Annotated in this window: 28 protein-coding genes; 10 read left to right on the top strand and 18 right to left on the bottom strand. The window is 57.7% G+C overall.

Annotated features, from left to right (window positions below; genetic code table 11):
• The first annotated feature begins 42 nt into the window (after window positions 1-42).
• Genes ACJU26_RS14865 through ACJU26_RS14875 form a run of 3 tightly spaced genes read left to right on the top strand, consistent with a single transcriptional unit; the run spans window position 43 to window position 4,134 of the window.
• The gene (locus ACJU26_RS14865; RefSeq protein ID WP_414040376.1) at window positions 43-1,893 is read left to right on the top strand and encodes an ATP-binding cassette domain-containing protein; all 1,851 of its coding nucleotides are present in this window, start codon (window positions 43-45) and stop codon (window positions 1,891-1,893) included.
• Window positions 1,820-3,019 carry an ABC transporter permease gene (locus ACJU26_RS14870; protein WP_414040377.1) on the top strand — a complete coding sequence of 400 codons (1,200 nt, stop codon included), beginning with the start codon at window positions 1,820-1,822 and terminating at the stop codon, window positions 3,017-3,019. The genes ACJU26_RS14865 and ACJU26_RS14870 overlap by 74 nt, the downstream gene beginning before the upstream one ends.
• Window positions 3,019-4,134 carry an ABC transporter permease gene (locus tag ACJU26_RS14875; RefSeq protein WP_414040378.1) on the top strand — a complete coding sequence of 372 codons (1,116 nt, stop codon included), beginning with the start codon at window positions 3,019-3,021 and terminating at the stop codon, window positions 4,132-4,134. The genes ACJU26_RS14870 and ACJU26_RS14875 overlap by 1 nt, the downstream gene beginning before the upstream one ends.
• A gap of 195 nt (window positions 4,135-4,329) precedes the next feature.
• Here the strand turns inward: ACJU26_RS14875 and ACJU26_RS14880 are convergent, their stop codons facing one another.
• Window positions 4,330-5,220: a LysR family transcriptional regulator gene (locus tag ACJU26_RS14880; RefSeq protein ID WP_414040379.1), complete on the bottom strand. Its 891-nt coding sequence runs from the start codon at window positions 5,218-5,220 to the stop codon at window positions 4,330-4,332.
• Window positions 5,221-5,311: 91 nt separating this feature from the next.
• Here ACJU26_RS14880 and ACJU26_RS14885 point away from each other — a divergent pair, with 91 nt between their 5' ends.
• Complete coding sequence (locus tag ACJU26_RS14885; RefSeq protein WP_414040380.1) at window positions 5,312-6,880, top strand: MFS transporter; 1,569 nt, start codon at window positions 5,312-5,314, stop codon at window positions 6,878-6,880.
• On the opposite strand, the gene ACJU26_RS14890 is transcribed toward ACJU26_RS14885, so the two are convergent.
• Entirely contained in the window at window positions 6,796-7,725 is a 930-nt protein-coding gene (locus ACJU26_RS14890; RefSeq protein ID WP_414040381.1) for a mechanosensitive ion channel family protein, read from the bottom strand. The genes ACJU26_RS14885 and ACJU26_RS14890 overlap by 85 nt on opposite strands.
• A 124-nt stretch (window positions 7,726-7,849) precedes the next feature.
• Between ACJU26_RS14890 and argS the strand changes: the two genes are divergently transcribed.
• Together argS and ACJU26_RS14900 are read left to right on the top strand one after the other, a co-directional pair.
• Entirely contained in the window at window positions 7,850-9,595 is a 1,746-nt protein-coding gene (gene argS, locus ACJU26_RS14895; protein WP_414040382.1) for an arginine--tRNA ligase, read from the top strand.
• Between the two features lie 6 nt (window positions 9,596-9,601).
• Window positions 9,602-10,438 carry an SPOR domain-containing protein gene (locus tag ACJU26_RS14900; protein ID WP_414040383.1) on the top strand — a complete coding sequence of 279 codons (837 nt, stop codon included), beginning with the start codon at window positions 9,602-9,604 and terminating at the stop codon, window positions 10,436-10,438.
• Here the strand turns inward: ACJU26_RS14900 and ACJU26_RS14905 are convergent.
• Entirely contained in the window at window positions 10,404-10,871 is a 468-nt protein-coding gene (locus ACJU26_RS14905; RefSeq protein WP_414040384.1) for a YbjN domain-containing protein, read from the bottom strand. The genes ACJU26_RS14900 and ACJU26_RS14905 overlap by 35 nt on opposite strands.
• Entirely contained in the window at window positions 10,868-11,671 is an 804-nt protein-coding gene (rsmA, locus tag ACJU26_RS14910) for a 16S rRNA (adenine(1518)-N(6)/adenine(1519)-N(6))-dimethyltransferase RsmA (protein ID WP_414040385.1), read from the bottom strand. The genes ACJU26_RS14905 and rsmA overlap by 4 nt, the downstream gene beginning before the upstream one ends.
• Before the next feature lie 65 nt (window positions 11,672-11,736).
• On the opposite strand from rsmA, the gene ACJU26_RS14915 reads away from it, so the two are divergent.
• Window positions 11,737-12,291: an HNH endonuclease gene (locus ACJU26_RS14915; RefSeq protein WP_414040386.1), complete on the top strand. Its 555-nt coding sequence runs from the start codon at window positions 11,737-11,739 to the stop codon at window positions 12,289-12,291.
• Between the two features lie 34 nt (window positions 12,292-12,325).
• On the opposite strand, the gene pdxA is transcribed toward ACJU26_RS14915, so the two are convergent.
• From pdxA to ACJU26_RS14955, 8 genes are read right to left on the bottom strand one after another with little or no spacing between them, the layout of a single operon-like run.
• Window positions 12,326-13,327, bottom strand: coding sequence for a 4-hydroxythreonine-4-phosphate dehydrogenase PdxA (pdxA, locus tag ACJU26_RS14920; protein WP_414040387.1), 1,002 nt, complete (start codon window positions 13,325-13,327; stop codon window positions 12,326-12,328).
• Complete coding sequence (locus ACJU26_RS14925) at window positions 13,324-13,572, bottom strand: S4 domain-containing protein (protein ID WP_414040388.1); 249 nt, start codon at window positions 13,570-13,572, stop codon at window positions 13,324-13,326. The genes pdxA and ACJU26_RS14925 overlap by 4 nt, the downstream gene beginning before the upstream one ends.
• A 15-nt stretch (window positions 13,573-13,587) precedes the next feature.
• Window positions 13,588-14,508 (bottom strand): ABC transporter ATP-binding protein, encoded by a 921-nt coding sequence (locus ACJU26_RS14930; protein ID WP_414040389.1) that lies wholly within the window; start codon window positions 14,506-14,508, stop codon window positions 13,588-13,590.
• The gene (locus ACJU26_RS14935; RefSeq protein ID WP_414040390.1) at window positions 14,501-14,818 is read right to left on the bottom strand and encodes a lipid asymmetry maintenance protein MlaB; all 318 of its coding nucleotides are present in this window, start codon (window positions 14,816-14,818) and stop codon (window positions 14,501-14,503) included. The genes ACJU26_RS14930 and ACJU26_RS14935 overlap by 8 nt, the downstream gene beginning before the upstream one ends.
• Window positions 14,815-15,456, bottom strand: a complete 642-nt coding sequence (locus ACJU26_RS14940) for a phospholipid-binding protein MlaC (RefSeq protein ID WP_414040391.1) — start codon at window positions 15,454-15,456, stop codon at window positions 14,815-14,817. Before ACJU26_RS14940 ends, ACJU26_RS14935 begins: the two co-directional genes overlap by 4 nt.
• Window positions 15,457-15,467: 11 nt before the next feature.
• Window positions 15,468-15,947 (bottom strand): outer membrane lipid asymmetry maintenance protein MlaD, encoded by a 480-nt coding sequence (gene mlaD / locus ACJU26_RS14945; protein ID WP_414040392.1) that lies wholly within the window; start codon window positions 15,945-15,947, stop codon window positions 15,468-15,470.
• 14 nt (window positions 15,948-15,961) lie between these two features.
• The gene (mlaE, locus tag ACJU26_RS14950) at window positions 15,962-16,744 is read right to left on the bottom strand and encodes a lipid asymmetry maintenance ABC transporter permease subunit MlaE (protein ID WP_414040393.1); all 783 of its coding nucleotides are present in this window, start codon (window positions 16,742-16,744) and stop codon (window positions 15,962-15,964) included.
• A gap of 3 nt (window positions 16,745-16,747) precedes the next feature.
• A complete protein-coding gene (locus ACJU26_RS14955; protein WP_414040394.1) occupies window positions 16,748-17,572 on the bottom strand; it encodes an ABC transporter ATP-binding protein in 825 nt (274 codons plus the stop codon).
• Between the two features lie 336 nt (window positions 17,573-17,908).
• Between ACJU26_RS14955 and speD the strand changes: the two genes are divergently transcribed.
• Together speD and speE are read left to right on the top strand one after the other, a co-directional pair.
• Window positions 17,909-18,310, top strand: coding sequence for an adenosylmethionine decarboxylase (speD, locus tag ACJU26_RS14960; protein ID WP_414040395.1), 402 nt, complete (start codon window positions 17,909-17,911; stop codon window positions 18,308-18,310).
• Window positions 18,311-18,421: 111 nt separating this feature from the next.
• Window positions 18,422-19,258 (top strand): polyamine aminopropyltransferase, encoded by an 837-nt coding sequence (speE, locus tag ACJU26_RS14965; protein WP_414040396.1) that lies wholly within the window; start codon window positions 18,422-18,424, stop codon window positions 19,256-19,258.
• 22 nt (window positions 19,259-19,280) lie between these two features.
• On the opposite strand, the gene ACJU26_RS14970 is transcribed toward speE, so the two are convergent.
• Window positions 19,281-19,892: a histidine phosphatase family protein gene (locus ACJU26_RS14970; RefSeq protein ID WP_414040397.1), complete on the bottom strand. Its 612-nt coding sequence runs from the start codon at window positions 19,890-19,892 to the stop codon at window positions 19,281-19,283.
• 147 nt (window positions 19,893-20,039) lie between these two features.
• On the opposite strand from ACJU26_RS14970, the gene ACJU26_RS14975 reads away from it, so the two are divergent.
• Window positions 20,040-21,413 carry a glutamate decarboxylase gene (locus ACJU26_RS14975; protein WP_414040398.1) on the top strand — a complete coding sequence of 458 codons (1,374 nt, stop codon included), beginning with the start codon at window positions 20,040-20,042 and terminating at the stop codon, window positions 21,411-21,413.
• A 10-nt stretch (window positions 21,414-21,423) separates the two neighbouring features.
• Here ACJU26_RS14975 and ACJU26_RS14980 read toward each other — a convergent pair whose 3' ends face one another.
• From ACJU26_RS14980 to ACJU26_RS15000, 5 genes are all read right to left on the bottom strand, one after another.
• Window positions 21,424-22,809: a sigma 54-interacting transcriptional regulator gene (locus ACJU26_RS14980; protein WP_414040399.1), complete on the bottom strand. Its 1,386-nt coding sequence runs from the start codon at window positions 22,807-22,809 to the stop codon at window positions 21,424-21,426.
• A 3-nt stretch (window positions 22,810-22,812) separates the two neighbouring features.
• On the bottom strand, window positions 22,813-23,181 hold the full coding sequence (locus tag ACJU26_RS14985; protein ID WP_414040400.1) for a hypothetical protein: 369 nt from the start codon (window positions 23,179-23,181) through the stop codon (window positions 22,813-22,815).
• Window positions 23,129-24,619, bottom strand: coding sequence for an ATP-binding protein (locus ACJU26_RS14990; RefSeq protein WP_414040401.1), 1,491 nt, complete (start codon window positions 24,617-24,619; stop codon window positions 23,129-23,131). The genes ACJU26_RS14985 and ACJU26_RS14990 overlap by 53 nt, the downstream gene beginning before the upstream one ends.
• Window positions 24,620-24,867: 248 nt before the next feature.
• Entirely contained in the window at window positions 24,868-25,095 is a 228-nt protein-coding gene (locus ACJU26_RS14995; RefSeq protein ID WP_414040402.1) for a hypothetical protein, read from the bottom strand.
• 329 nt (window positions 25,096-25,424) lie between these two features.
• A complete protein-coding gene (locus tag ACJU26_RS15000) occupies window positions 25,425-25,697 on the bottom strand; it encodes an oxidative damage protection protein (RefSeq protein WP_101536456.1) in 273 nt (90 codons plus the stop codon).
• Window positions 25,698-25,711: the final 14 nt, after the last annotated feature.

Genomic DNA, 25,711 nt, shown 5'->3' on the forward strand with positions numbered 1-25,711 from the left:
ATCCGCGTTTCCGACCTGCGCAAGCGGTACCGGCGTGGAGGGGTGCGTGCAGTGCAGGGGGCAAGCTTTTCGGTGGGAAAGGGGGAGGTTTTCGGCCTGTTGGGGGCCGATGGGGCGGGCAAGACGTCGATCATCCAGATCCTGGCGGGCGTGCTGTCGGCCGATGGCGGGGAGGCGGAGGTTGCCGGACTGGATGTCGGCCGCCATCCGGAACTGGTCAAGGAACGGATCGGCTACATGCCCCAGGGCATCGGCCTCAACCTGTACGACAGCCTCAGCGTGGCCGAGAACATCGCATTCTTCCGGGATCTGCGGCGGATACCGGAGGCCGCCTACCGCGCCAACCGGGATCGCCTTCTGGCGGCGACCCGGCTCGCGCCCTTCCTGGATCGTCTTGCCGGGCATCTCTCGGGGGGGATGCGCCAGAAGCTGGCGCTCATCTGCACCCTGCTGCACCTGCCGGACATCGTGCTCCTGGACGAGCCCACCACCGGCGTGGACCCCCTTTCCCGCCAGGATTTCTGGGCCATCATCCAGGACATGGTGGCCGAGCACGGCATGACCGTCCTCCTCAGCACGGCCTACATGGACGAGGCAGAGCGCTGCCAGCGGGTAGCCCTCCTGCACGAAGGCAGGATCCTGGCCAGCGGGCGCCCGGAGGAACTTGCCATCGGCCTGCCGGGGCAGATGTTCCGGGTGCGCGGCCCTTCGCCGTCCCGGATCGCCCAAGCCTTGGGCACGGCGCCGGGAATCGTCTCCGCAGCGGTTTTCGGCCAGAGTGTCCATGTGCTCGCCCGTGACGAAAAGGACTTTCGCCAGGCCCTGGAACGGGCAGGGTTGGGCGGGGCCGTCGTGGAGCGGATGGCACCGGACCTGGAGGACTACTTCATCCACGCGCTCGGAACCCAGGCCGGCGGTGGTCTGGCGCCGCTCCCCCCCGTGGTCTCCGAAACCGGTCTGGGTACAAAGGAGGAAGCCATCCGGACGGACGGTCTGAGTTGCCTGTTCGGCACTTTCGTGGCCGTCGACCGGGTAAACCTGGAGGTGCGCAGGGGGGAAATCTTCGGTCTGCTCGGTCCCAACGGCGCCGGCAAGACCACCTTGATCCGGATGCTGTGCGGCTTGCTGCCGCCGTCGCGGGGCGTGGGCCGGGTGGGCGGCTTCGACATAGGGCGCGACCGACTCACCCTGCGTGCCCATATCGGCTATATGTCCCAGCGTTTTTCCTTATATGGGGACCTCAGCGTGGAAGGGAACCTGCGCCTCTTCGGCGGCCTCTATGGCCTTGGCGGCAGCGCCTTGCGAGAGCGAACGGAAGCCTTCGTGGGATTTCTCGGTCTTCGGTCCTACCTCCGCCAGCCGGTCGGCCGGCTGCCCCTGGGCTTGCGCCAGCGCCTGGCCCTGGCCTGCGCGTTGCTGCACGGCCCCGAAATCCTCTTCCTCGACGAGGCGACCTCCGGTGTGGACCCCATCATGCGGCGCCAGTTCTGGAGCCTGGTGGCGGGGCTTGCGGAGCAGGGCATCACCGTCCTGGTGTCCACCCATTACATGGATGAGGCGCAGCACTGCCATCGCCTGGGCCTCATGCAGGAAGGACGGCTCATCGCCGTGGGTACCCCGGAAGAATTGGCCGGGCTGGCCAAGGCCCGGCGGGGGCCGGTGCTTTCGGTGACGGTAGAGGACTTCGCTCGCGCCTTCGCGCTGCTGCGCAGCCGTTACCCGCAGGCGGGCCTCCATGGGCGCCGCATACGCTGGCAAAGCCTGGACCCTGCCGGCGATGGCGCTACCGTCGGCAAGCTGTTGGCCGAGGCCGGCCTGGATGGCAGCGTCGCCGTGGAAGACCCCAGCATGGAAGAAACCTTTGCGAGCTTCCTGGAAGCCCCCCATGCTTGACCGGACCTTGGCCGTCGCCCGCAAGGAACTGCGCGAACTGTGGCGCGACCCCGTGTATCTGGGCCTGGCCTTCTTCGTCCCCATGCTCATGATCCTGCTCCTGGGCTATGGCTTTTCCCTGGACGTCAAACACCTGCCCGTCGTCTTCGTGGACCACGACCGCACCCCCTATAGCCGCGAATACATGGACGCCTATATCCATTCCGAGTATTTCACCCTGCAGGGGGTCCTGGGCAGCGCCAGGACCGCCGAGGCATGGCTGCGGGAGGGGCGGGCGCGGGTAATCGTGGACATCCCGCCGGATTTCGGGCGACGCCTGAGCGGCGGGCGGTCCGTCTCGGTGGCGGTGACGGTGGACGGCTCCTTCCCCTCCCGGGCCATGGTGATCCAGGGGTATGCGGAGGCCATCAACGCCCTGTACAACCAGCAACTCCTGTCCACCTGGCTGGCGCGGTTCGGCAATCGGGCAAGACCTGGTCCCGGTGTGGGGATGAGCCTGTCGGTCTGGTACAACCCGGCCCTGGAAAGCAAGAACACCATCGTGCCGGGCCTGCTGGTGCTGATCCTCATGCTCTTTCCTGCCCTGCTCGGGTCGCTGGTGGTGGTGCGCGAGCGGGAATCGGGGACCATCTTCAATCTTTTCGCTTCCCCCGTGCGGCGGGGGGAAATCCTGGCGGGCAAGGCCCTGCCCTATGTCGGGGTGGCCATGCTCAACTACCTGCTGCTCTTCGCGGCGAGCCTGTGGCTCTTCCATGTCCGCTTCATCGGCAGCTTCTGGTTCCTGTCGCTGGGGACGCTGGTCTACGCCGTCGATACGGTGGGCATCGGCCTCCTGATCTCCGTGCTTACCCGCAGCCAGTTGGCCGCCATGCTCGTCACCTTCCTCGCCACTGTCACCCCGGCCTTCAACTACTCCGGCTTCATGACGCCGGTGGCAAGCATGGACGCCACCGGGCGCTTCATCTCCCGCCTGATCCCCGCCACCTATTTCATGGGCATGGTACGGGGCAGTTACCTCAAGGGATTGGGCTGGGACATCTATTGGCCGGACCTGCTCATTCTCGTCCTCTACGGGGCCCTGATCTATGCCCTGGCCTGGGCCTTCCTGCACAAGCGGATCGGGTAATGGGACGGCGGCTCTTGGTGATGATCGTCAAGGAGTTCGGCCAACTGCTGCGGGATTGGCCGGTGTTGTTCATCGTCTTTTGGGCCTTCTCGGGGGGCATCCTGGTGGCCGGGCGCGCCGTCAATATGGAGCCCGTCGATTACCCGGTGGCGGTACTCGATTTTTCCCACAGCGCCGAAAGCCGCGAACTGATCGCCCGGCTACGTCCGCCCAGCTTCAAGATCGTGCGCATGGTCCACAGCGATCGCGATCTCGTCCGAGTGATGGACGAGGGGAAGGCCAGCGTGGCCGTCGTCATCCCTCCGGATTTCGCACGGGCGGTAGCACAGGGGCGTGGGCAGTTCCAGGTCATCCTGGACGGCTCCCAGTCCCTCATGGCCAGCGTGGCTGCCGCCTATATCGCGCGCATCGCCGGGGATCTCAATGTGGCGCTGATGGAGCGCCAGGCCGCGAAAGGCGGGGGCGGTCCGCAGGTGGAACCGCGCATCCGCGTCGCCTACAACCCCAATCTGGATTCCGCCTGGTTCTCCAGCCTCCTGGAGCTGTTCAACATGATCACCATGGTGGCCATGCTCCTGAGTGCCGCCGCCCTGGTGCGGGAGAAGGAGCGCGGCACCCTGGAGCAACTCCTGGTCAGCCCCCTGCGGCCGGCCGAACTCTTCATCGCCAAGCTGGTGCCCACCGTGGTCATGATCCTGCTCCTTTCGCCGGTCGCCATCTTTGGGGTCGTCCACGGCATCTTCCACACGCCCCTGCACGGCAGCCTCCTGCTTTTTTATGGAGTCTCGATCCTGTACATCCTGTCGGTGGCGAGCCTCGGGCTGGCCATCGCCGTCAACGCCCGCAACCTGCCCCAGGCCACCATGATGCTTTTTCTGGTCCTCTTGCCCATGCTCTTCCTTTCCGGGGCCTTCACCCCTCCCGAGGCCATGGCCCCCTGGATGCGTTACCTGACCCTGATCTCGCCCATGCGCTATTACATCGACTTCGGCTATGGGGTGCTGTTCAAGGGCAACGGCCTGGCCGTTGTCTGGCCCGATCTGCTGGGCATCCTGGCCATCGGCTCGGTGTTTTTCGCGTTTTCCGTGTGGCGCTTCCGCCGCCTGCTTTCCTGACGGTCCGCGCCGTTAGCCGGACTTGGCCCCGCCGGCTCGTTTGGACAGTACCATCCCGGGCAAAGAGGTCCAGGCGCCATCGACGACCGCTGCCTGGACGCCTCATCCGCCATCCGCCAGCACTGTGGCCGGGGGCTGAAGGGGTTGTGGCATTGTCATGCAGCCCGTCAATACGCCCTTTCACCGCTTTAAGAATCAAGCCCTCTGCAGCAACTGTAAAAACACCCTGACCGCCCGCGACTGAAAATCCTCCTGGGGACGGATCAGAAACAGGGTCCAGAACAGCCCCCGAGGAGGTTCCAAACGCAAAGAAGCCAGAGGCCAGCGCACCTTGTCCAGTGCCTCCACCGAAGCAAAGCCGATTCCCAGACCTGCCGCCACGGCATCCCGCAGTGCTTCGATGCCCGTCACTTCGACACTGTAGCGCGCACAAAGTCCCGCATGGGCAATGGCGGCTTCCACCCGGCGGCGAATCCCGGAGTGCGCTTCACGCCAAACAATAGGCTGTTGCAGAATGTCCTCCCAACGCGCCGATTGGCGCCCCTCCTGTACCCAGGGATGATCCCGGGGCAGGATCGCCACCAGTTCATCCTCCCGCCAGGCTTCCTGTTCCATGTGCGGGGGGAAGTGATCCGCCACAATCTGTTCTTCCGTAAACAGCAAATCCCAACTGCCCAAAGAGAGATTGTCCGGCAGGGGACCGGTTTTCAATTGCAACTGAATGCTTGGATAGGCACTACGGAAACGAACCAGATGTTCCATCAGAAAATAGTTGGCGACCGTATTGGTAGCGGCTATGCGCAAGCTGCCTTCCTGCAGGTTCTGGCGACGTGCCGACCAGCTTTCCACCTCTGCCAGGCTTTCCCGTAGCCGCCGGGCATAGGGCAGCAGGGATTCACCGGCTACGGTCAGCTTGATGCCTCGACCACTGCGCTGGTAAAGCGGTTCCCCCAAAGTCAATTGCAATGACCGCAAGCGTTCGGAAACGGCAGGCTGACTGCGTTGCAGGTTCTGGGCTCCACGCCCCACGCCCTCTGCTTCGGCAACCGCCAGAAAGGTCAATAATTCTTCGGCATGAATTTTCAATTGGATTTTCCGATGAATGAGAGCAACTCAATCTATTGGTTGTATATTAGAGATGACGCTACAGTAGGGCAAATTTGATGGGAGACACCTGATGGAGCGCATCCAGCCATTGTCCAGAACCTGGCCGCTGTTTGCCGGCGTGGCCTTGGCTCTGGCCATGGGCTCCTTTGATGGCGCCTCGGTGCAGGGCATTTTTCCTTATATCGCGGGAGGGCTGTCCACCAGCAACAATCACGCCCTGTGGGCCCTGACCTACTTCATTGTCCACTGGTCCCTGGGAATTACCCTCATGCCCTGGACCACCCAACGCTTCGGCATGCGCCGTGTATTTCAGGCGGCCGTCGTCGTCGCTAGCCTAGGTACCATCATCAGCGCGACTACCAGCAATCTTTGGATCATGTTGTTTTCCCGAGCCCTGGAAGGCATTGCCGCCGGGCTGCTGGTGCCTCTCAGTCAAAGCCTGTTTTTACGCCACAGCCAGAAGCGCCATCATGGTCTGGTGACCATATTCTGGAGTAATGCCATGCTCATGCCCTTTTTCTTCGGGCCGGCCATGGGCGGATTGCTGGCCACGGAACTGGGTTATCGCAGCATTTTTCTGCTTTCCCTGCCTTTCTGGATACTGGCGTTTTTCCTCGGCAGCGGCGGGATTCCCAGAGATGAGGGGCAAAAAAACCTGCCGCCTTTTGACGGCTGGGGATTCGGGCTCCTTTACGGAGGACTGATGAGCCTGCAGATCGTCCTCGACCAAGGGGAAGAATATGGGTGGTGGCACTCCCCATTCATCCTGAAAATGACGCTGATCGCCCTGGTTTTTTTCATCCTCTTTGCCTGGCGGGAGAGCGAGACCAATCACCCCTTGCTGGAAATCCATTTTCTCAAGCGGCGCAACTACTGGCTGGGACTGCTGCTCCTCTGCCTGGGTTGGGCCATGTTCATGGGCTGGGCTTCCATTTTGCCCCTTTGGGCTGAAGAAGATCTGGGATTCAACGGCTTCTGGGCCAGCCTGGTCCTTTTTCCCATTGGCCTTGGTGCCATTCCCTTGTCCACCCTGATGGACCGACTCCAGGGATTGCTGGGCCTGCGCCGCCTGGCGAGCCTGTGTTTCCTGGTTTTCGCCTTCGCCTATGGGCACGCCTATCTCAGCCCCATGAGCAGCCTGTCTGACCTGTTTACCCCCATTCTGCTGATGGGCATCGGCGTCGGCATGCTCTTCGTGCCCTTGACCCTCATCATCCTCTCTGGCCTGGACAGCACGGAAATCCCCTCAGCTGCAACCACCAGCAATTTCATCCGGGTATTCAGTGCCAATATCGGCGTCAGCCTGCTGAGTGTCTATTGGATCCGCTACAGCGCCATGGCTACGGATCACTTGCGCGGACAGGTCGGCCGCTTCCACGGAAATTTTGATTTTTCACCCGCGACCCTGCACCATCTGATCCTGGTCAAGGCGGGTACCCTGAGTATGGATAACCTGCTGCGCCTGTCCATGTGGATTTGTCTGGGGGCGGCCTTGATCGCCTATTTTTTCATCATTCCCCCAAGCCGCCTGCAAAGTGCCACAAGCCCGCGCGACTATATCGAAGAAGAAGAGGACGAAACTGGTTTTGCGGCCTCGACAAAAGTCGCAGCGACCGAAGGGGCCAGCATCACCTCCTGACGTGGACGGGGAATTTCAATCCCCGCTTTCTCCAGGGCTTCCGCCAATGCCCAGTTAAAGGTCGCCCGGGTACTGCCCGGCCGCATCAAACCTTCCTTATCCACCCAGACAATCATCTCGCATTCATACCCCGCCTCTCCAAAGGCATTGATCCAGAGGGAGGGCGGATATTGGTCATTATGCACACATAAAGGCTGTGCCAGCGCAGTATTCATCACCAGCTCCCGCAGCTTTTCACGATCGGTGCCATAGGGAACCCGAAAGGGAAGATGAATGCGCATGACCGCATCATCCAGACTCCAGTTGATGACTTCTCCATTCACGAACTGGGAATTGGGCACCAAAATGTCGATATGATCGTTAGTCATCACCTGGGTATAGCGGACGCTGAGTTTTTTGACTTCACCGTGCAGACCATTTTCCTTGATCTGGATGTAATCCCCCACCTTGATACTGTGTTCAAAGAGCAGAATCAAACCGGAAGCAAAGTTGCTGAAAATATTCTGCAACCCGAAACCGAGACCCACACCGATCACGCCGCCGAGAATGCTCAAGCTGCTGAGGTTGACCCCCACTGTCTGCAGGGCAATGAAAATACCCAGAGCAATGATCACGTAGTAGGTCAGTCGCGAGATGGCATAAGCCGTAGCGGCCCCCAGACTCCGGGTCAGGGTTCTGCGGATCAGCCGGCGCAGCCAGATAGCTCCCCACCAGAGAAAAATCAGGATCAGCACAAATTCGACGATGCCCAAGGGCTCAATCAGAATGTTGCCCGGCAACTGCCATGGCGTGGTAAACCATCGCCAGAACGCTCCCCAATAATCATGCATCGTCTTTGATTCCATCCATTTTGCGCCAGTCTCTGGCGAGAGCATCCATTCCAAAACGTGACAAATATACAACAACCCCTGCCGTAAAGCGTCCACATCGGTTACACTAAAGCAAAAATTGACAGGATAAGGTAGCCCCGTGAAAGCATTTGTTCTCAAGCCCCTGCAATCGGCTCTCGAAAACCTTCTGCGTGAAGGGATCATTCCGGAGATTCCGGAAAATCTCGAACTGGATCGCCCCAAACAACGCGAGCACGGGGATCTGGCCAGCAATATCGCCCTGCTCCTGGCGAAAAAATCCGGGCGCAAACCCCGGGATCTGGCCATTGCCATCATAGCAGCACTTCCTGCCAGCGACTGGATCTTGCGTACGGAAATTGCCGGGCCCGGCTTCATCAACTTCTTCCTGGCCCCCGCCGCCTTCCATGGGGTCATGGCCAAAATCCAGGCCGAGAAAGATCAGTTCGGGGCCAACCAGCAGGGAAAGCAGCAAAAACTGCAACTGGAGTTTGTTTCCGCCAATCCAACCGGGCCGCTGCACGTGGGCCATGGTCGGGGTGCCGCCTATGGTGCGAGTCTGGCCAATATTCTGCGCTTCAACGGTTATGACGTTTTTTGTGAATACTATGTGAATGATGCCGGTCGGCAAATGGATATTCTCGCCGCCAGTGTCTTCATGCGCTATCTCGAAGCGGCAGGGCTGTTGCCCTGGGCTTTCCCGGACAACGGCTATCGGGGCGATTATGTGCGTGAAATTGCCGCCGAACTGCGTGCCGGGGTCGGCGAACGACTGCAACATGCCCGCTGCGGAATGCCCGACCTGCCAGCCCTGGAAGACCAGGATGCGGCCATGGACGCCCTGATCGCGCACCTCAAACAGCGCTTGGGCAAGGATGACTACCAGATACTGCACAGCGCCGGGCTGGACAGCATTCTCAGCGACATCCGCGATGATCTGGAACAGTTTGGAGTGCATTACCAGCGCTGGTATTCCGAACGGAAACTGGTGGATTCCGGAGCCGTTGACCGGGCTGTCGCCGCGCTGGAGTCGGCCGGACATTGCTATCTGCGGGAGGGCGCGCTCTGGTTCAAATCCACGGCATTTGCCGACGACAAGGACCGGGTGCTTCGCCGCGAAAACGGTGCCTACACCTACTTTGCCTCTGACATCGCCTACCATGCCGAAAAATTCGCCCGGGGCTTTACCCAGGTCATTGATATGTGGGGCGCAGACCATCACGGCTACGTCCCCCGCGTCAAGGCAGCGTTGCAGGCCTTGGGTCTGGACGACAACAAGCTGGAAGTGGTGCTGGTACAGTTTGCCATTCTTTATCGCGGCGCGGAAAAAATCTCCATGTCCACCCGCGCCGGTGAGTTCGTCACCTTGCGGGAACTACGCGAAGAAGTAGGCAATGACGCCGCCCGCTTTTTCTATGTGCTGCGGCGTGCCGATCAACATCTGGACTTTGACCTGGACCTGGCCAAAAAGCACTCCGAAGAAAATCCGGTGTTTTATATCCAGTACGCCCATGCCCGGGTCTATTCCATGCTCCGTCAGGCCGCCGAAAAGGGTTTGAGCCTGCCCGCAGAAGACCATGACTGCACTCTGGAGTGTCTCCAGGATCGCCGCGAACTGGCGCTGATGGATGCGCTCTGGCGCTTTCCGGAAGTGGTGCAGAGCGCCGCCCGGGACCGGGAACCGCATCAGATCACCTTTTATTTACAGGATCTGGCGGCCTCTTTTCACACCTACTACAACTCGACGAGAATTCTCGTTGAGGAAACCCCCTTGCGCCACGCTCGTCTGATCCTCTGCAAAGGGGTCGCCCAGACTATTGCCAATGGCCTGAGTCTGCTCGGAGTCTCGGCGCCGGAGCAGATGTAAACCGTCATGCGCGACTACAAAAACCAGACCAGCCGCCCGCCTTCAGGAGAACAGCGCCCAGCGCCAACTCCGCGGCGACCCAGACCAGAGGAACCCGAAGAATCATTTGCAGAAGAGAAAGAAACACCCTATGCAGCACCGCGAGGCGTTCACCGCTGGCCTTGGGTGCTACTCATTCTGATCCTGCTGCTCAGTGCCGGGGTCTGGTGGTGGATCGCGCAGTTGCCCATCAATACCGGCAAGATGCGACTTTTGCTGGGAACCACAGGCGACACTGCCGCAACCGCTTCAAGCAACACCTCATCCCAAGCAACCAGCAGCAGCTCCATGGCCTTGGCCGCCGCCGTCCTGCCTGCCACCAAAATTGGCAGTGCCCTGCCCGCAAGTACTACGACCAGCACCCGCTCAGCGGCGCCAGCGGCTTCCACACGCCGTGGGGTGGACTTCAATTTTTACCAGATCCTGCCGAAAATGCATGTGGACATTCCTGCGGATATTCTCGGGAGCGGCCCCGGCATCCCGGCCTCCGCCACAGACAGTACCCAGGCCATGCCCGTCCATCAGCCGGTAACCATTCAGGTGGGGGCATTTACCAACCGCGCCGCGGCGGTTGTCCTCCGGGATCGCCTGGCCCTCCTGGGAGTCAGCACCAGTATGTCCAAGGTCGACAACAACGGTCGCAACACCCTTTATCGTCTGCAAACCCGGACCTATGATTCCTTGGCCGATGCCCAGCCGACCCTCGCCAAAATTCGTGGCATGGGCATCACCCCCCTGCTGATCGGCAATGGCATCATCGGCGCAAGCTCTAGTGCACCGCTGTCCCGGTCTCCAGCGCCTTGATGGCTACGGCGGGCGTTTCCTGTCCAGCCAGCACCTTGTCCAGTCCAGGCAGGTAATGGTTGATGGTTTCTACACCCACCAGCAAATAGGGACGCAACAAAGCGGTGGACAATACGGCGGCGGGAGCCTGTAAAATCGTCTTGAAATTGATTTCCCCGTCTTCCATATCCAGTTCGAAATTTCCCAAGGACAGACCATAGTTGGCCCGGGTCACAAACTCGGCCACGGCCAGGCGCTTATTGTCGGTAATATCCAGATTCTGGGGGCGCAAATAAAACAGGATACGTTCGCGCTCGGCATGAACATGACAAAAAATATCCAGGGTGCCATTGGGAATCTGCAAGGCGCAGGTCATGACCGGATAATCCGGGAGCATTTTTGCCTCCCAATCCAGCTCGGCAAACAACTTTTCGACAACTTCCAGATGATTCATGCTTGGAGTCCTTGTTCTGCAAAAGCCTCGGCGAGGCGGAAAAAAGCGGTCTGATCCAGCATTTCTGCGCGACAGGACGGATCAATATCCAAAGTCCGCAACTGCTCTACGCTGAAAATGCCACGCAAATTATTGGCAATGGTCTTGCGGCGCTGGGCAAAACTGCTGGCGACTACCCGCGCAAAGGACGGGCGCAGCGTTTCACTCACCAAAGCCGGCTGGTAGGGTAACAAACGCATGAAGGCCGAATCCACCTTGGGCACCGGATAAAAATTGCCTGGGGCCACCGTAAACAGGGATTCCACCTGACACCAGGCCTGAATCATCACCGACAGGCGCCCATAGGTTTTGCTACCAGGTGCGGCGACCATGCGTTCGACCACTTCTTTTTGCAGCATGAAGTGCATATCCTGAATCCGCTCGGCAGACTCCAGGATGTGAAAAATAATGGGGGTCGCCACATTGTAGGGCAGGTTACCGACCACACGCAGGGGTTTGGCGCTCTCGTTCAGACGCGCAAAATCCACTTTCAGGGCATCGGCTTGCAGAATGGTCACTTGCTCAGGGGGCGCCAGGTTTTCAAGGCCAGGGATCATATCCCGGTCCAGTTCAATGACGGTCAAATGCTTCACACACGACCACAGTCTTTTGGTCAGGGCCCCTGGCCCCGGCCCGATTTCCACCAGAAGGTCCTGTGCCCCCGGACGAATGGCCGTCATGATGCGTTCCACCATGGTGGGCTGCACCAGAAAATTCTGGCCAAAGCGTTTTTTGGCCGGTGGCAAAGCAGATACTTGCATTATCAACCTCGCTTCATGCTATATTTGGGCGACGCCTCTCGCAGGCGATACGAAACGGAAAGCTTATGCACCTCGTGCTTCGCCTTGACGTCGGTGGTCTTCCCATGGCTTGGGAAACCTGGGAAGAAGCCGCCGCCCACTATGTTCGGGGAAACGTTGCCTGGACCCTCGGGAATCCTTTTTTCACCGCTCACGGTGGCGTATGCCGAAGCAGTGGCATTCATTCGCAACTCGATATTCATCCGGTGATTGCAGTACGCGGTCGACATCTGGGCAAAATCCGGCCACCCGCCCTGTCCAACCAAACCCTGTTCCATCGTGATCATCATCTATGCATGTACTGTGGCAAGCATTATCCGGTCCGTGAGCTGACCCGTGATCATATCATCCCCATCTCCCGCAAGGGCAAGGATATCTGGACCAATGTGGTGACTGCCTGCCGCAGTTGTAACAGCCGCAAGGACAACCGCACTCCCGATGAAGCCCATATGCCTTTGCTGGCTGTGCCTTTTACCCCCACCTGGGCAGAATATCTGTTGCTCAGTAACCGCCGCATCCTGGCCGACCAGATGGAGTTCCTGCTGGCTCAGGTGCCTGAAGGACGCAACCGGATCGTTTAGCAGGCCGTACAAGGCGGGGCGGCGTCCTGGCCCATCAGCAGTTCGCCGTACGTCGGTTGCGAACGATTTCTGCCGCCGCCTCCAGGGCGTGGAGAAGGCTTTCTCCCTGGGCACGACCGGTACCCGCCACATCCAGAGCCGTGCCATGATCCACGCTGGTGCGCACCACCGGCAAACCCAGGGTAATGTTCACAGCCTCGCCAAAAGCATGATATTTGAGAACCGGCAGACCTTGATCATGGTACATGGCCAGGACCGCATCGGCATCCTCCAGTAATCGGGGAGTAAACAGGGTATCCGCCGGCCATGGGCCGGAAATGCGCATCCCCTCCTTTTGCAGGGACTGGATGACCGGGGTAATCACCTCGATTTCTTCGCGACCGAGATGTCCCCCCTCCCCGGCGTGGGGATTCAGACCCGCCACCAGAATGCGCGGCGCGGCCAGTGCAAAATCTTGTTTCAGGGAAGCCTGCAAAATGCGCAGGGTACTTTCCAGATCATTCCGGGTAATGGCCGCAGGCACCTTGGCCAAGGGCAGATGGGTAGTGGCCAGAGCGACCCGCAAACCGCGACCCGCGAGCAGCATGACGACCTCGTCCTGCCCACAGGATGCAGCGAGATATTCGGTATGCCCCGTAAAAGGAATGCCCGCATCATTGATGATGCCCTTGTGTACGGGGGCAGTCACCAGCGCATCGGCCAAGCCTGCCCGCAACAAATCCAGGGCCTTATCCAGGCTGTTCAGCACTGCCGGGGCATTTGCGGAATCCAGATGGCCTGGTCGGCAAGGATGGGCCAGGGGCAGATGCAGAACCCGCAAAACCCCAGGCTCCATTCCTGGCCAGTCATCACCTTCCTGCCAGGCTTGCAGGCGTACTGGCAGCCCCAGCAGCAGCGCCCGGCTGCGCAGGCAATGCATGTCCCCCAACAGCAGTACCCCAGTAGAGAGAGGGTGGGCGGCCAGCTGCAGGCAAATATCCGGCCCGATTCCCGCTGGCTCCCCAACCGTCAGCACCAGTCGCGGCAATGGGTTCATTCCGACTCCTCTGTCAGCATTTCGACGACTCCCTCTGGCCCCTCCACCCGCAGCGGCAGGTGCAATATGCGCGCCCGGATCAAACGGTCACGAATATCCACGGTCAATACATCAGCGACCTTCACTTCTGCTCCGGCCTTGGCGATCCGACCGTTGATTCGCACACAACCCGCATCACAAATTTCCTTGGCCAGGCTGCGGCGCTTGATCAAGCGCGACATTTTCAGAAACAGATCCAGACGCAAGTCAAACCCGTCCGTTCAGCGCAACTGGCCCAGAATGTCGGTAAAAGCATCCTCCAGACGAGGCTCCTGCAAATGCAGATCGAGGATTTGGGCGGGCAAATGCTGCAACTGGGCCAGCACGTTACCCAGGGGATGGCGCTGGGCATCGATGCGGAAGACGCGGACATGCTCGCTGGCTCCTGTCAGCAAGTCTTCCAAAGCCGGACTGAGCTCTCCTGGATCGCGATCAAAAGTCACTGTCAGGATGCGCCAACTGGATGCACTCAACAAGGCTTCCTTGTGGTCCAGGGCCACTATCCTTCCCTGCTGGAGAATGGCAATGCGTTCGCACAATTCTTCGGCTTCTTCGAGATAATGGGTGGTCAGAATAACGGTCCGCCCTTCGGCATTGTAGCGCCGGATGAACTGCCAAAGCCCCTGGCGCAACTCCACGTCCACCCCGGCAGTGGGTTCATCCAGTACCACTACCGGCGGACGATGCACCAGCGCCTGGGCAATGAGTACCCGTCTTTTCATACCGCCGGACAAGTTGCGCAAATTGGCATTGGCCTTGTCCGCCAGATCCAGTTCCGCCAACAACTCATCCAGCCAGTCATCATTATGGCGCAAGCCGAAATAACCGGATTGCATGCGCAAAAACTCACGCACGGTGAAAAAGGGATCATAGGCCAGCTCCTGGGGAACGACCCCCAGCAATTGCCGGGTGCGACGAAAGTCCCTTTCCACATCAAAACCGAAAATTTCTGCCACACCGCTGGAACGACGCACGATACCAGCGAGGATATTGATGAGTGAGGATTTACCGGCTCCATTGGGACCCAGCAGACCAAAAAACTCGCCAGCGTGAATATCCATATCCACCCCTGCCAGTGCCAGATGTCCGCTCTGGTAAGCCTTCCGCAAACCCTGAATATGAACGGCAGGACAATCAGTCATGACAGAGATGCAGCATATCCTGCAAACGATACAGCGCTACCAGTTCCTGCAAGGGTTGCGCCATCCCGCAAATATGCAGGGTTACACCCTGGCGCTCCTGAATCTGGGTCCATTCCATGAGCAAAGCCAGGGTGGCACTATCTCCGGCCGCAAGTTCATCGAGGGCGATCGCCGCACAGGCTTGCCCTTCCCGGTTCCAGTCAAGGCGTTTGAGCAATCCGTCGAGATGGGCGACCCGCCAGTCCCCCAAAAGGTACAGGCGATTCTGTCCATGAACCTCCCGCCGCTGCCAGCTACCGCCTGAACTCAACTGGAAGACTTCCCGGTAATTTTTACTGACGCGTCTTTCATCTTCATTTGTTGCAGCAAGGCGGGAATACCGCGCCTGGAGGCAATCTGACCGAAACTCTGGCGATAAGTCAGCACCATGCTCACCCCATCTATGTAGGTATTATAGATCCGCCAGCGATGATTCGTGTACAGCAAGGCATAGATGACCGGAATATCGGGACGACCATCGGCCTGGCGGATGACCATATTGACCTGGGCCACGGGCGGATCCTGGGAAACCTGCTGACTGCCGGTGATTTTCACCGTCTGACCATTGTAATGATTCAGGGCGTTACTATAGGTGCGTACCAGCAGGTCCTTGAACAGAACCACAAATTCTTTCTGCTGGGCCGGATTCATCTGCCGCCAGTACCGGGCCATGACATACTGGGACATGGTCGTGAAGTCCATATGCGGCAACACAATATCCGCCACCTGTTTTTTGACGGCTGGAGTGATGGCTTTACCCTCATTGGCCCGCAAGACCTTCAGGACGTTGTCGGTGAGGTCATGTACCACGGTGGCCGCTCCCTGGGCATTGGGCGCTTCCGCCGCGCTGGCGGGTAAGGTCCAGGTGAACAAGCAACATAACAGCGCTATCCAGGTGATCTGACGCATCACGATTCTCCTTATTGACTTCCCGAGGCTTTACTACTTCCCTCAGCCTTGCTGAATACCATCTGGCCAATCATCTGATCGATGTTGACCGCCCCCTGGGTCAGGGTAATGGTCGCACCAGGCTTGAGATTCTGGGGCATGCCGCCGGGCTGAATGGCGACATACTGCTCCCCCAGCAGCCCCTGGGTGTAAATGGAAGCACCCGTATCTATCGGCAGCTTGATAGTCGGCTCGATGCGCATGGTGACCTTGGCCATGTAGGTTTTCGGGTTCATGCCAATATGGGTGACTTCACCAATGGTGACACCCCCCAGCTTGACCGGACTGCGGGTTTTCAAGCTGCCCACATTGGTGAAATCCGCGTGCAGCACGTAGCCGTTATCGTAGGCAAAACCGGAAAGATTCCCCACTCGCAATGCCAGCACCACCAGGGCCGCAATACCCAGCAGTACAAATATGCCGACCCACCAATCTACCGCCCGCGTTTCCATTAGACTTCCTGCCTTCAGCTGAATAGCAATGCTGTAAGTATAAAATCAAGCCCCAGAACCGTCAGCGAGGCCGTGACCACGCTGAGCGTCGTGGCATTCCCTACGCCTTCCGCCGTGGGACGCGCCGTATATCCCTTCCAGGCCGCGATCCAGGTCACCACCACCCCAAAACACAGAGCCTTGAACAAGCCAGTCAGAATATCTCCGGAAAAGGTTACATTTGACTGCATCTGGTCCCAGAAAGTGCCGCCATCCACTCCCAGTACGGGCACGGAAATCAGATATCCGCCAAAAATTCCGATCAGATCAAAAATCACGCAGAGGATGGGCACCGCAATAATCCCTGCCCACAGACGGGGAGCCACTACCCAGGCCAGGGGATTGACCGCCATCATTTCCATGGCGCTCAATTGTTCCGTCGCTTTCATGGAACTGATTTCCGCCGTCAGCGCAGAGCCTGCCCGTCCAGCAAAGAGCAAGGCGGTCAACACCGGCCCTAACTCGCGGAGCAAGGACAAGGCGACCAGCGTGCCCAGAGCGGAAGTGGCACCAAAACGCACCAGCGCATAATACCCCTGAAATCCCAGGACCATGCCGGTAAAAAACGCGGCGACCACCATGAGAATCAGGGAGCGAACACCAAAACCGTAAATCTGCCGGAATAATTGCTGAATACTGAAGTGGCGATTGAATACACTCAAGAGGCTCGACAGCAGAAAACGACTGGCAGCCCCCAGATCAGGCACGGTCTGCAGCGTGCGCCGGCCCATTTGCGGAATGAAATCAAAAATAGCCATAGACTATGGCCGCTCGCCAGGAGACGAGGTATCCCGCAGCGCTGCGGCATAATCCTGTTGGGTCGGATAATGGAAGGGCACCGGCCCGTCGGGCTGGCCTCCCAGAAATTGCCGGGCCAGGGCGGAATCACTGTTGCGCAGTGCATCCGGGCTGCCTTCGGCAATGATTTTTCCACCCGCCAGAATGAAGCCGTAGTCCGCGATGGAAAAAGTTTCTTCCACATCATGGCTGACCAGCACGCTGGTCGCTCCCAATGCCGTATTGAGGCGCTTGATGAGCGTGGCAATGATGCCTACGCTGATGGGATCCAGCCCGGTAAAGGGTTCATCATAAAATATCAACATCGGATCCATCACCACTGCCCGGGCCAGAGCGACCCTGCGCCCCATACCGCCGGAAAGTTCTGCAGGGAAAAGACCCGCTGCTCCCCGCAAGCCCACAGCCTCCAGTTTCATCGTGACCAGCTTGCGCAATACCGCTTCCGGAAGACGAAAATGACGGCGCAGGGGGAAAGCCACGTTTTCAAAGGTGCTCAGATCGGTAAACAGGGCACTGTGCTGAAACAACATGCCCATCTGGCGGCGCAGACCATACAAGGCCTCCTCACCGAGTTTCTGCAGATCCTGACCGGCAATGCGGATCCGTCCGGACAACGGTCGCAAAGTACCTGCCATCAGGTTGAGCATGGTGGTTTTACCGCCACCACTGGCACCCATCAGGGCGACGATGGCGCCTCGGGGAATGCGCATATCTACCCCGGCCAGCACCAGGTGCGGGCCACGGGCAAAGTGCACGTTTTCCAGCTCTACAAGGGTCTCAGCAGCCATGAACATCCTTGATCCGTTTCTCAGTGAATTAGAGTATAAACCGAACGGTCAACTGGGGGCCAGAACACGGGACTGATGGACCAACAACCGAAGCGCCGGCAAGAAAAATTTCCTGAAAAAATTTCCTGAAAAATTCCTTGCATCCCAGACGGATAAGTGTATAGTGCGCTTCCTGTTTCCACGGCACCGAAAGCAGTTACTAAGGGGGTCAGTCCTTAAGAGATTTGGAGCACGGCATGGCCACGTTCCAGCAAGGTAGGGCATAAAACCAAGTACTGTCTGGGGGTGCACGGGAGCTACTTCTTAACCTTTTCAACTTTGGTAAGGGGGGCACCTATGCGCTCGTTAGGACATCAAATCGTTGCAGATTTCTATCACTGTGACGGCAGTACCTTGTCTGATGTAGATTTTGTCACGGATGCCATGCTGGAGGCCGCTCGGCGCGCCAACTGCACCATAGTGACGCAAACCTTTCACCACTTTTCTCCCTACGGAGTGAGTGGTGCCGTCATCGTTGCGGAATCCCATCTGGCCATTCACACCTGGCCCGAGTACGGTTATGCAGCGGTGGATATATTTACCTGTGGCGATATCATTCAGCCGGAAGATGCCTTGAATTATCTCAAGGAAGCTTTTGGCGCCGGCCAGGTCTCCACCATGGAGATGAAACGCGGGCAAGTCGACATGATGGGCGTTCCTGCTCACGAACTGCGCGTCAAGCCGGTTCTCTACGCCTGATAGCAGGCTTTGCTCCAGCCGGCGGACTCTGAAATCGGGGTCCGCCTTTTGTCTCATTATTCCGCAAAATCCCTGGGGCACCTACCATTCCGGCCACAATGAGAGGCAATCATGAGCACAGAACTTTGGTATACCGAACGTTATGAGGAACATGGCGCAAGCTTGAGCCTGAAAGTCCGCGAAGTGCTGCACCGCGAACAAAGCCCTTACCAGACCATCGAAATTTTTGAAACCGAACATTTCGGCACGCTCCTGACCCTGGATGGCCTGGTGATGGTCACCGATCGTGACAATTATCTGTATCATGAAATGATGAGTCATCCCGCCTTATTTATCCATCCGGCTCCCAAACGGGTGCTGATCATCGGTGGCGGAGATTGTGGCACCCTCCGGGAAGTACTGCGCCACCCGGAGGTGGAAGAAGCCACTCAGGTCGAACTGGACGAAAGGGTGACCCGGGTCGCCGAACGCTTTTTTCCGGAGCTTTGCGAGAAAAACCATGATCCGCGCGCGCATTTTCACTTCACGGACGGCATTGCCTGGATCCAGGAAGCCGAGGCTGGTCGTTACGATGTCATCATCGTCGACTCTACCGATCCGGTAGGACCAGCTGCCGGCCTTTTTGCCACGGATTTTTATGCGGCCTGTCATCATGCCCTGGCCGAAAAGGGTGTTCTCGTCGCTCAGTCCGAATCCCCCTTGCTCCACGCCGGGCTGATTCGCCAATGCCAGCGTCGTATGCGCGAAGCCGGCTTCGATGCGGTCAATAGCGTATATTTCCCGCAGTTTTGCTACCCCTCGGGCTGGTGGAGCGGGACTTTGGGGCGTAAGGGCCTCGGCATGGAGGCTTTTCGCGCCGATGATGCCAAGGCTTTTACCGGTACGCATTACTATCATGCCGACATGCAGCAGGCGGCACAAGTGGCTCCGGCCTTTCTCCTCGGCTGATCCTGCTTTGATCTGAACCGACTTACCTGGAAGACCGCCCCGGCCCGATACGGGTAGAGCGCGGGCAGTAATTCCAGAGGTGCAAGGCAGGTGTATCATGCTCCCAGCCCAGGCGGGAAATACTGCCGGGGTCCAGATGCAGGTGATCCCCGAAGTTCAGGTCCAAACCCAGCCAGCGTGTTGCCAGGGCGCGCAGGATATGGCCGTGGGCAAAACACAGTACATGCTTGTGCCCTTTGGCATCCCATTCCTGCAGCAGACGATCACAGCGCTGCGCTACCTCGGCAGGACTTTCTCCTTCCGGTCCTCCACAGCGAAAAATGCTCCACTCCGGATTTTCCTGATGGATTTCCGGGGTTGTCTTGCCCTCATAGCGGCCATAGCGCCATTCCATGAGATCATGGTGGAGTTCAGGATGGGCAAAACCGGCAAGAATGGCCGTATGGTGGGCACGAATCAGAGGACTGGAGTAGATACCATCGAAATGCCCCTGATCCACAAATAGCGACCATAGGGCCTCGGCATCCGCACGCCCCTCGGACGTCAGCGCCACATCGGTTACGGAGGTATGTTTACCCTGATCCGCCCACTCGGTCATGCCATGACGTACCAGGGTAATGGATTCAATGTACATGATGCTGCTTCTCCACTTCAGGCGATATCTCTTTTAAATTATAGATGCTGTAGTCAGATAACGGGTTTGCGGGGACTTCATTGAACTTTACCCGCTGGACAAAGACCAAAACCAGGGAATGCCTTCACAGCCCACAAGGAGTCCTGCATGGTCAAGCGTTTTGCCAAAGATAGTGATATCACCCCGGCTTATGGATCCCGCACCATGGATCACGCCGTCCCCAAGTACCGCCTGCCCGACGGAGAAATGCCTGCGCAAACAGCCTATCAGTTGATTCACGATGAACTGATGCTCGATGGCAACGCCCGGCTCAATCTGGCCACTTTTGTCACCACCTGGATGGAGCCTGAAGCGGAAAAGCTCATGGCCGAAACCTTCGACAAGAACATGATCGACAAGGACGAGTATCCTCAGACGGCAGAAATAGAAACCCGCTGTGTGAACATGTTATCGCGCCTTTTCAATGCCAATCCTGCCGAAAAGCCGGTAGGGGTCTCGGCCATTGGCTCCAGTGAAGCGGTCATGCTCGCCGGCATGGCCATGAAATGGCGTTGGCGCAAAAATCGGCAGAAAAAGGGCCTCGGTACTGACAAACCCAATCTGGTCATGGGTCGTAATGTACAAGTCGTCTGGGAAAAATTCTGCCGCTACTGGGAGGTGGAACCCAGGTATATTCCCATGAAAAATGATCGTTATACCCTCACTTCCGATGAGGTTCTGGCCGTACTGGACGAAAACAGCATTGGGGTTGTGGCGGTACTGGGGACGACTTTTACCGGCGAGTTCGATCCTGTAAAAGAAATTCACGACGCTGTCGTTACCTATAACCAGCAAAACGGGCTGCAAATTCCCGTTCACGTGGACGCGGCCAGCGGCGGTTTTGTGGCCCCGTTTCTGCAACCCGACCTGCCCTGGGACTTTCGTCTGCCCAATGTCGTATCCATCAACACTTCCGGACACAAATACGGGCTGGTCTATCCTGGGGTGGGCTGGGCACTCTGGCGGGGTGAAGCTTTTCTTCCAGAAGAGCTGGTGTTTCATGTGAATTATCTGGGTGGGGATATGCCTACTTTTACCCTCAACTTTTCTCGCCCCGGTAACCAGATTGTCGGTCAGTATTACAATCTGCTGCGTCTTGGGCGAGAAGGCTATACCCGGATCATGAGCAATTTGCGGGATATTGCCAGCTGGCTTGCGGGTGAAATCGCCCAGATTGGGCCATTGCGCCTTCTGAGTGACGGAACGGCCATTCCGGTGTTTGCCGTTCGCCTCACGGATCCCCAATCCTACAGTGTATTCGACATATCCGAACGACTGCGAATTCATGGCTGGCAAGTACCCGCCTATACCTTGCCCGAACATGCAGAAAAAATTGCCGTATTACGGCTCGTCATTCGTGAAGGATTTTCGCGAGACATGGCGGGATTGCTTTTACAGGATATCAAAAACACCATTACAGGGCTGGAAGCCTCGCCACCCGCGACCCAAAAGTCTGACGACCAGCATTTCCATCATAACTAAAACCGTTTGTTCATTCTTCGCCCTCATCCTCATCGGCAGCACCATTTTCCTTGAAGGCGGCGGGATCCAGATGATAACGCCGTAACAAGCGGTAGAATTCCGTGCGATTGCGCTGGGCCAGTTGTGCCGCCTGACTCACGTTGCCCCGGGTCATGCGCATGATCTGGATCAAATAATTCATTTCGAAGCGGCCCTTGGCATCCGCCAGGGGCATCACTTCCCCTTCCTTGTCGCGGAGAGCGTGGCGGATCAAGGGTGCGCCGATGCGGGGCGTGGTGGACAACACCACCGCCTGCTCGATCACATTGGCTAACTGCCGGACATTGCCCGGCCAGGGCGCGGCCACCAGCAATTCCATGGCCTCCGGGGCAATCCCGCGCACATCCTTGCGGTTTTTGGCGGCCGTATCCCGCAGGAAAAACTCCGCCAGCAAGGGGATGTCTTCGGGGCGTTCGGCCAGCGCCGGCAGCTCCAGGGTCACCACACAGAGGCGATAGTATAAATCGTCCCGGAAGCGCCGTTCGGCCATTTCCTTTTCCAGGTCACGATGGCTGGCCGAGATGATTCGTACATCCACGGCGATGCTTTCCGTGGAACCCACCGGGCGGATAACGCGCTCCTGCAGGGCGCGCAACAACTTGACCTGTAGAGAAAGCGGCATATCGCCAATCTCGTCCAGAAACAAGGTGCCTTTTTCGGCAGCCTGAAATAAGCCTTGATGATTATTGGCAGCCCCGGTAAAGGCACCCTTTTTATGGCCAAACAGTTCAGACTCCAGCAATTGCTCGGGAAAAGCGGCACAGTTGAGGGCAATAAAAGGATGGGCGCGCCGGGGACTGGCCTGGTGAATGGCCTGGGCCAGTAACTCCTTACCGGTGCCACTGGCGCCGTGAACAAAAACGCTGGCGTCCGAAGCCGCCACCAGCCGCGCCTGATCCAGCACCGCCTGCATTTTGGGACTCCGGGTAAGAATTCTATCCCAGCTGGTATCTTTCCCTTTTTTCCCCGCAGCAGGGGCAACAGCTGCCGTCAGGCTGAAAGCCCGTTCCACCTGGGCCATCAAATCTTTTCCATCGAAGGGTTTGGTCAAAAAGGCAAAAACTCCCTGATCTGCCGCCAGCAAGGCATCGGGAATAGAACCGTGGGCCGTCAGGATGATGACCGGCAGGGTGGGATATTCCCGGCGGATGGCATCCAGTAAAGCCATGCCGTCCATCTGGTCCATTTTCAGATCGGTAATCACCAGTCCCGGATGTTCCATGGCCAGTAGAGACAAGGCCTCATTACCATTGGCCGCCGTACTGATGCTGTATCCTGCGGATTTCATCCGTAGTGACAACAACCGCAGCAAATCAGCGTCATCGTCAACCAGGAGAATTTTACCTTTATCGGTCATTGGTCATTGTCCCTGGGGGAAACGGGCATTTTTTTCAATTTGTACCAGCTCATTGAGTTTACGGCGCAGTTCGGCCTCATGTTGCTGGGACTGCTGAAGACGATTCTGCAAATCATTCACCTTGTTTTCCAGCTTCTGGTAACCAGGATCTCCGGCCCGCGCATCGGCCAGTTGCTTGCTCAACATTGCGGCTTCCGCTTTTTCGGAAATACAGGAGGCGGTGACCGGCGTAACTTTTTCCAGTTCCGCGATTTGTGCCTTGAGGGTAGCCAGTTCAGCGGTTTTGATGATCTGTTCTCCTGGTTTGAGCAATACGGCATTAGGCGGTAGTGGAGCTGGGATGCTGGCGCATCCCGCCAGCATCAGAGGCATGAACAGCAGCATCCAGCCCCGCGAGCGGAAGACGCAAACGAAACCAGGCGCCTGGTGTTTTTTTATCTTGCAATTCAAGACTTCCCCCGTAACTCAGCACATATTCCCTGGCAATGGCCAACCCCAAACCGCTACCTTCGATTTTTCCGGAATCTGAAGCTTCTCCACGATACAAAATATCAAAAATCTTTTCGCGTTCACTTGGGTCCACTCCGGGTCCCTCATCCTGAACGTCCAGCAGCGCTTCTTCGCCCTGTACTTGCAAATCCACCCGTATGGTAGCGTTTTGAGGCGAGAATTTCACGGCATTTGACAATAAATTGTCACAAATAGTGCGAAGTCTATCTGCATGCCCCCGAATCTGCACTTCTTCAAGATGGGTCTCCAGATGCAGGGATTTACTGCGCAGGCTGGGCTTGTAGCTCAACAACAATTCCTCCAGTACCCGCGTCAGGGACAAATCCCGGACCATCCCGGCACCCACCGGCCCTTCGGCGAGACTGAAACGCAACAGATCTTCAATGAGGCGCTGCAAGCGCAAACTGTTGTCCCCCACAATCTGGACGATTTCCTGCTGTTCTGCACTGAGATTCTGGCCCAGATCCTCCTGCAACAATTCCGAGCCCTCGCGAATGGCCGTAAGGGGCGTTTTCAATTCATGGGAAAGCTGGCGCAAAAAATGCAGTTTCGCCGCTTCCAGGGCATTGAGACGATTACGTAACCATTCCAGACGATCACCCAAGCTGGCAATATCGCGCGGCCCCTTGACGGCAATGGGGGTTTCCAGATCGCCCGCACCCAGCCCCGAGACCGCCTGATCCAGTCGCCGGACAGGGCGGGTAATCAGAATGATGAACACAATGGCCACCGCAACCGACAACGGCAAAACCAGCAGAACCTCGATAATGGTCAGCCTCTTGATGGCAAGAGCCCGGGTACCGAGCTTACCCACCTCGGTACTGATCCCTTCATTGACATCACTTTGCAGTCGCTGCGCTTCTCCGCTGGCCCGACTGAAATCACTTTCCAGAGCAGTCCGGTTTCCTTCCAAGGAAACCAAGGGTAAAAGCTGACGCGCCCTGACCAGGTGATCGGCCAGACGATGCAGACGATCCCTGTCGAGGGGAGAAGGTCCTGCTGCCGCAAATCGGGCACTGGCTTTTTTGTATTCGCTGAAACTTTGATCGTAGAGGACCAGTAATGCCTGATCCTGCAATACCGTGTACTGCAGACCATAACGTTCCATGGAACGCACGGCGTTATTCATGCGGTTGGCGGCATCACTCATGGCGACTGCCCGCAAAATGCTGACCTGGCCTTGTTCGGCAAAATGCGCGATAGAAAGAGTAACGCTGACGATGACCAGCACCAGCGGTACGATAGCCAGGCCGAAACCAAACACCACCAGCTTGGAAATGGAACTCGGACGCAGGGCCATGAAGCTTTGCTCTCCCAACAACAGACCAGTGCAGCGTAAATTCACCCAGCCTAAAGCGCAACCGGAACCGAACACAGCGGGCTATGGCTTGCTGAAGCTGCGCACCGCTGATCAGCGCGGAGACTGACGGGCAAGCCTGGAACTGGCGGCTCTCCTGCTTTTTTTAAAACACAAAAAACCCGGAGAATCGTCCCCGGGTTTGTCAGTAAAGCTGAAACCCGCGCCATCTGGTCGCGGGTCGGGGCTGCTTACGCAGCGGGTTCAGCCTTCTTTTTTTCCACTTTCTTGGCAACTTCAGGTTTCTTCATTTCTTTCTTTTCCATTTTTTTTGGCTCAGCCTTCTTCACCATTTTGTGCTCAGGAGCTTTGTGTTCCACGGTCTTTTCGGGAGCCTTGGCAGGCACTTCGGTGGTCGCAAAAGCAGCAGTGGCAGTCAAGAAAGACAGGGCAGCAGTCAGGGCAACGATTTTCTTCATAAATAAGCTCTCCTCAAAAGGTGATTCCAGGTTTCCGCTTCCAGCGGCGCTGTTTCAGCAGCACGATCTTTTAAGCACAATACATGCCAATATTTCAATAGATTGATTTTACAGTGAATAAATCCTGATTGGGATTGGCATCCCCTTATACTTTGAAAAATGCGTCACCTGCCGGCGACAGGCGGAAAGGATTTTGTAATAAATGGATGATCTGATGCCGCAGAGGTCTGTCGTCATTCCACGACTCGCCACCAATGATGACCTTATGTGTTGTTGGCTCACACCGAAGGGCACCCCAATTGGTACGCCTCCGGGTCCACAAAACAGGCTTAGACAGAAGGCGGAACGAAGCCTTCAGGTTGCTGGGCGCCATCACCAAAAAAGTAGGCTTCCATCTGTTTTTCCAGAAAAGTTCTGGACTTGGGATCAATGGGGGAAAGACGATATTCATTGATCAACATCGTCTGATGCTTCAGCCAGCCTTGCCAGGCCTCCTTGGAGACTTCCTGATAAATCCGCGCGCCCAAGGGACCAGGATAGGGTGGACGATCCAAGCCTTCGGCTTCGTGACCCAGCTTTACACATTGCACCATTCGAGACATGACGGACTTCCTCA

Source organism: Acidithiobacillus sp. M4-SHS-6, from assembly GCF_047421495.1.
In the GTDB taxonomy this organism is placed as follows: Bacteria; Pseudomonadota; Gammaproteobacteria; order Acidithiobacillales; family Acidithiobacillaceae; genus Acidithiobacillus.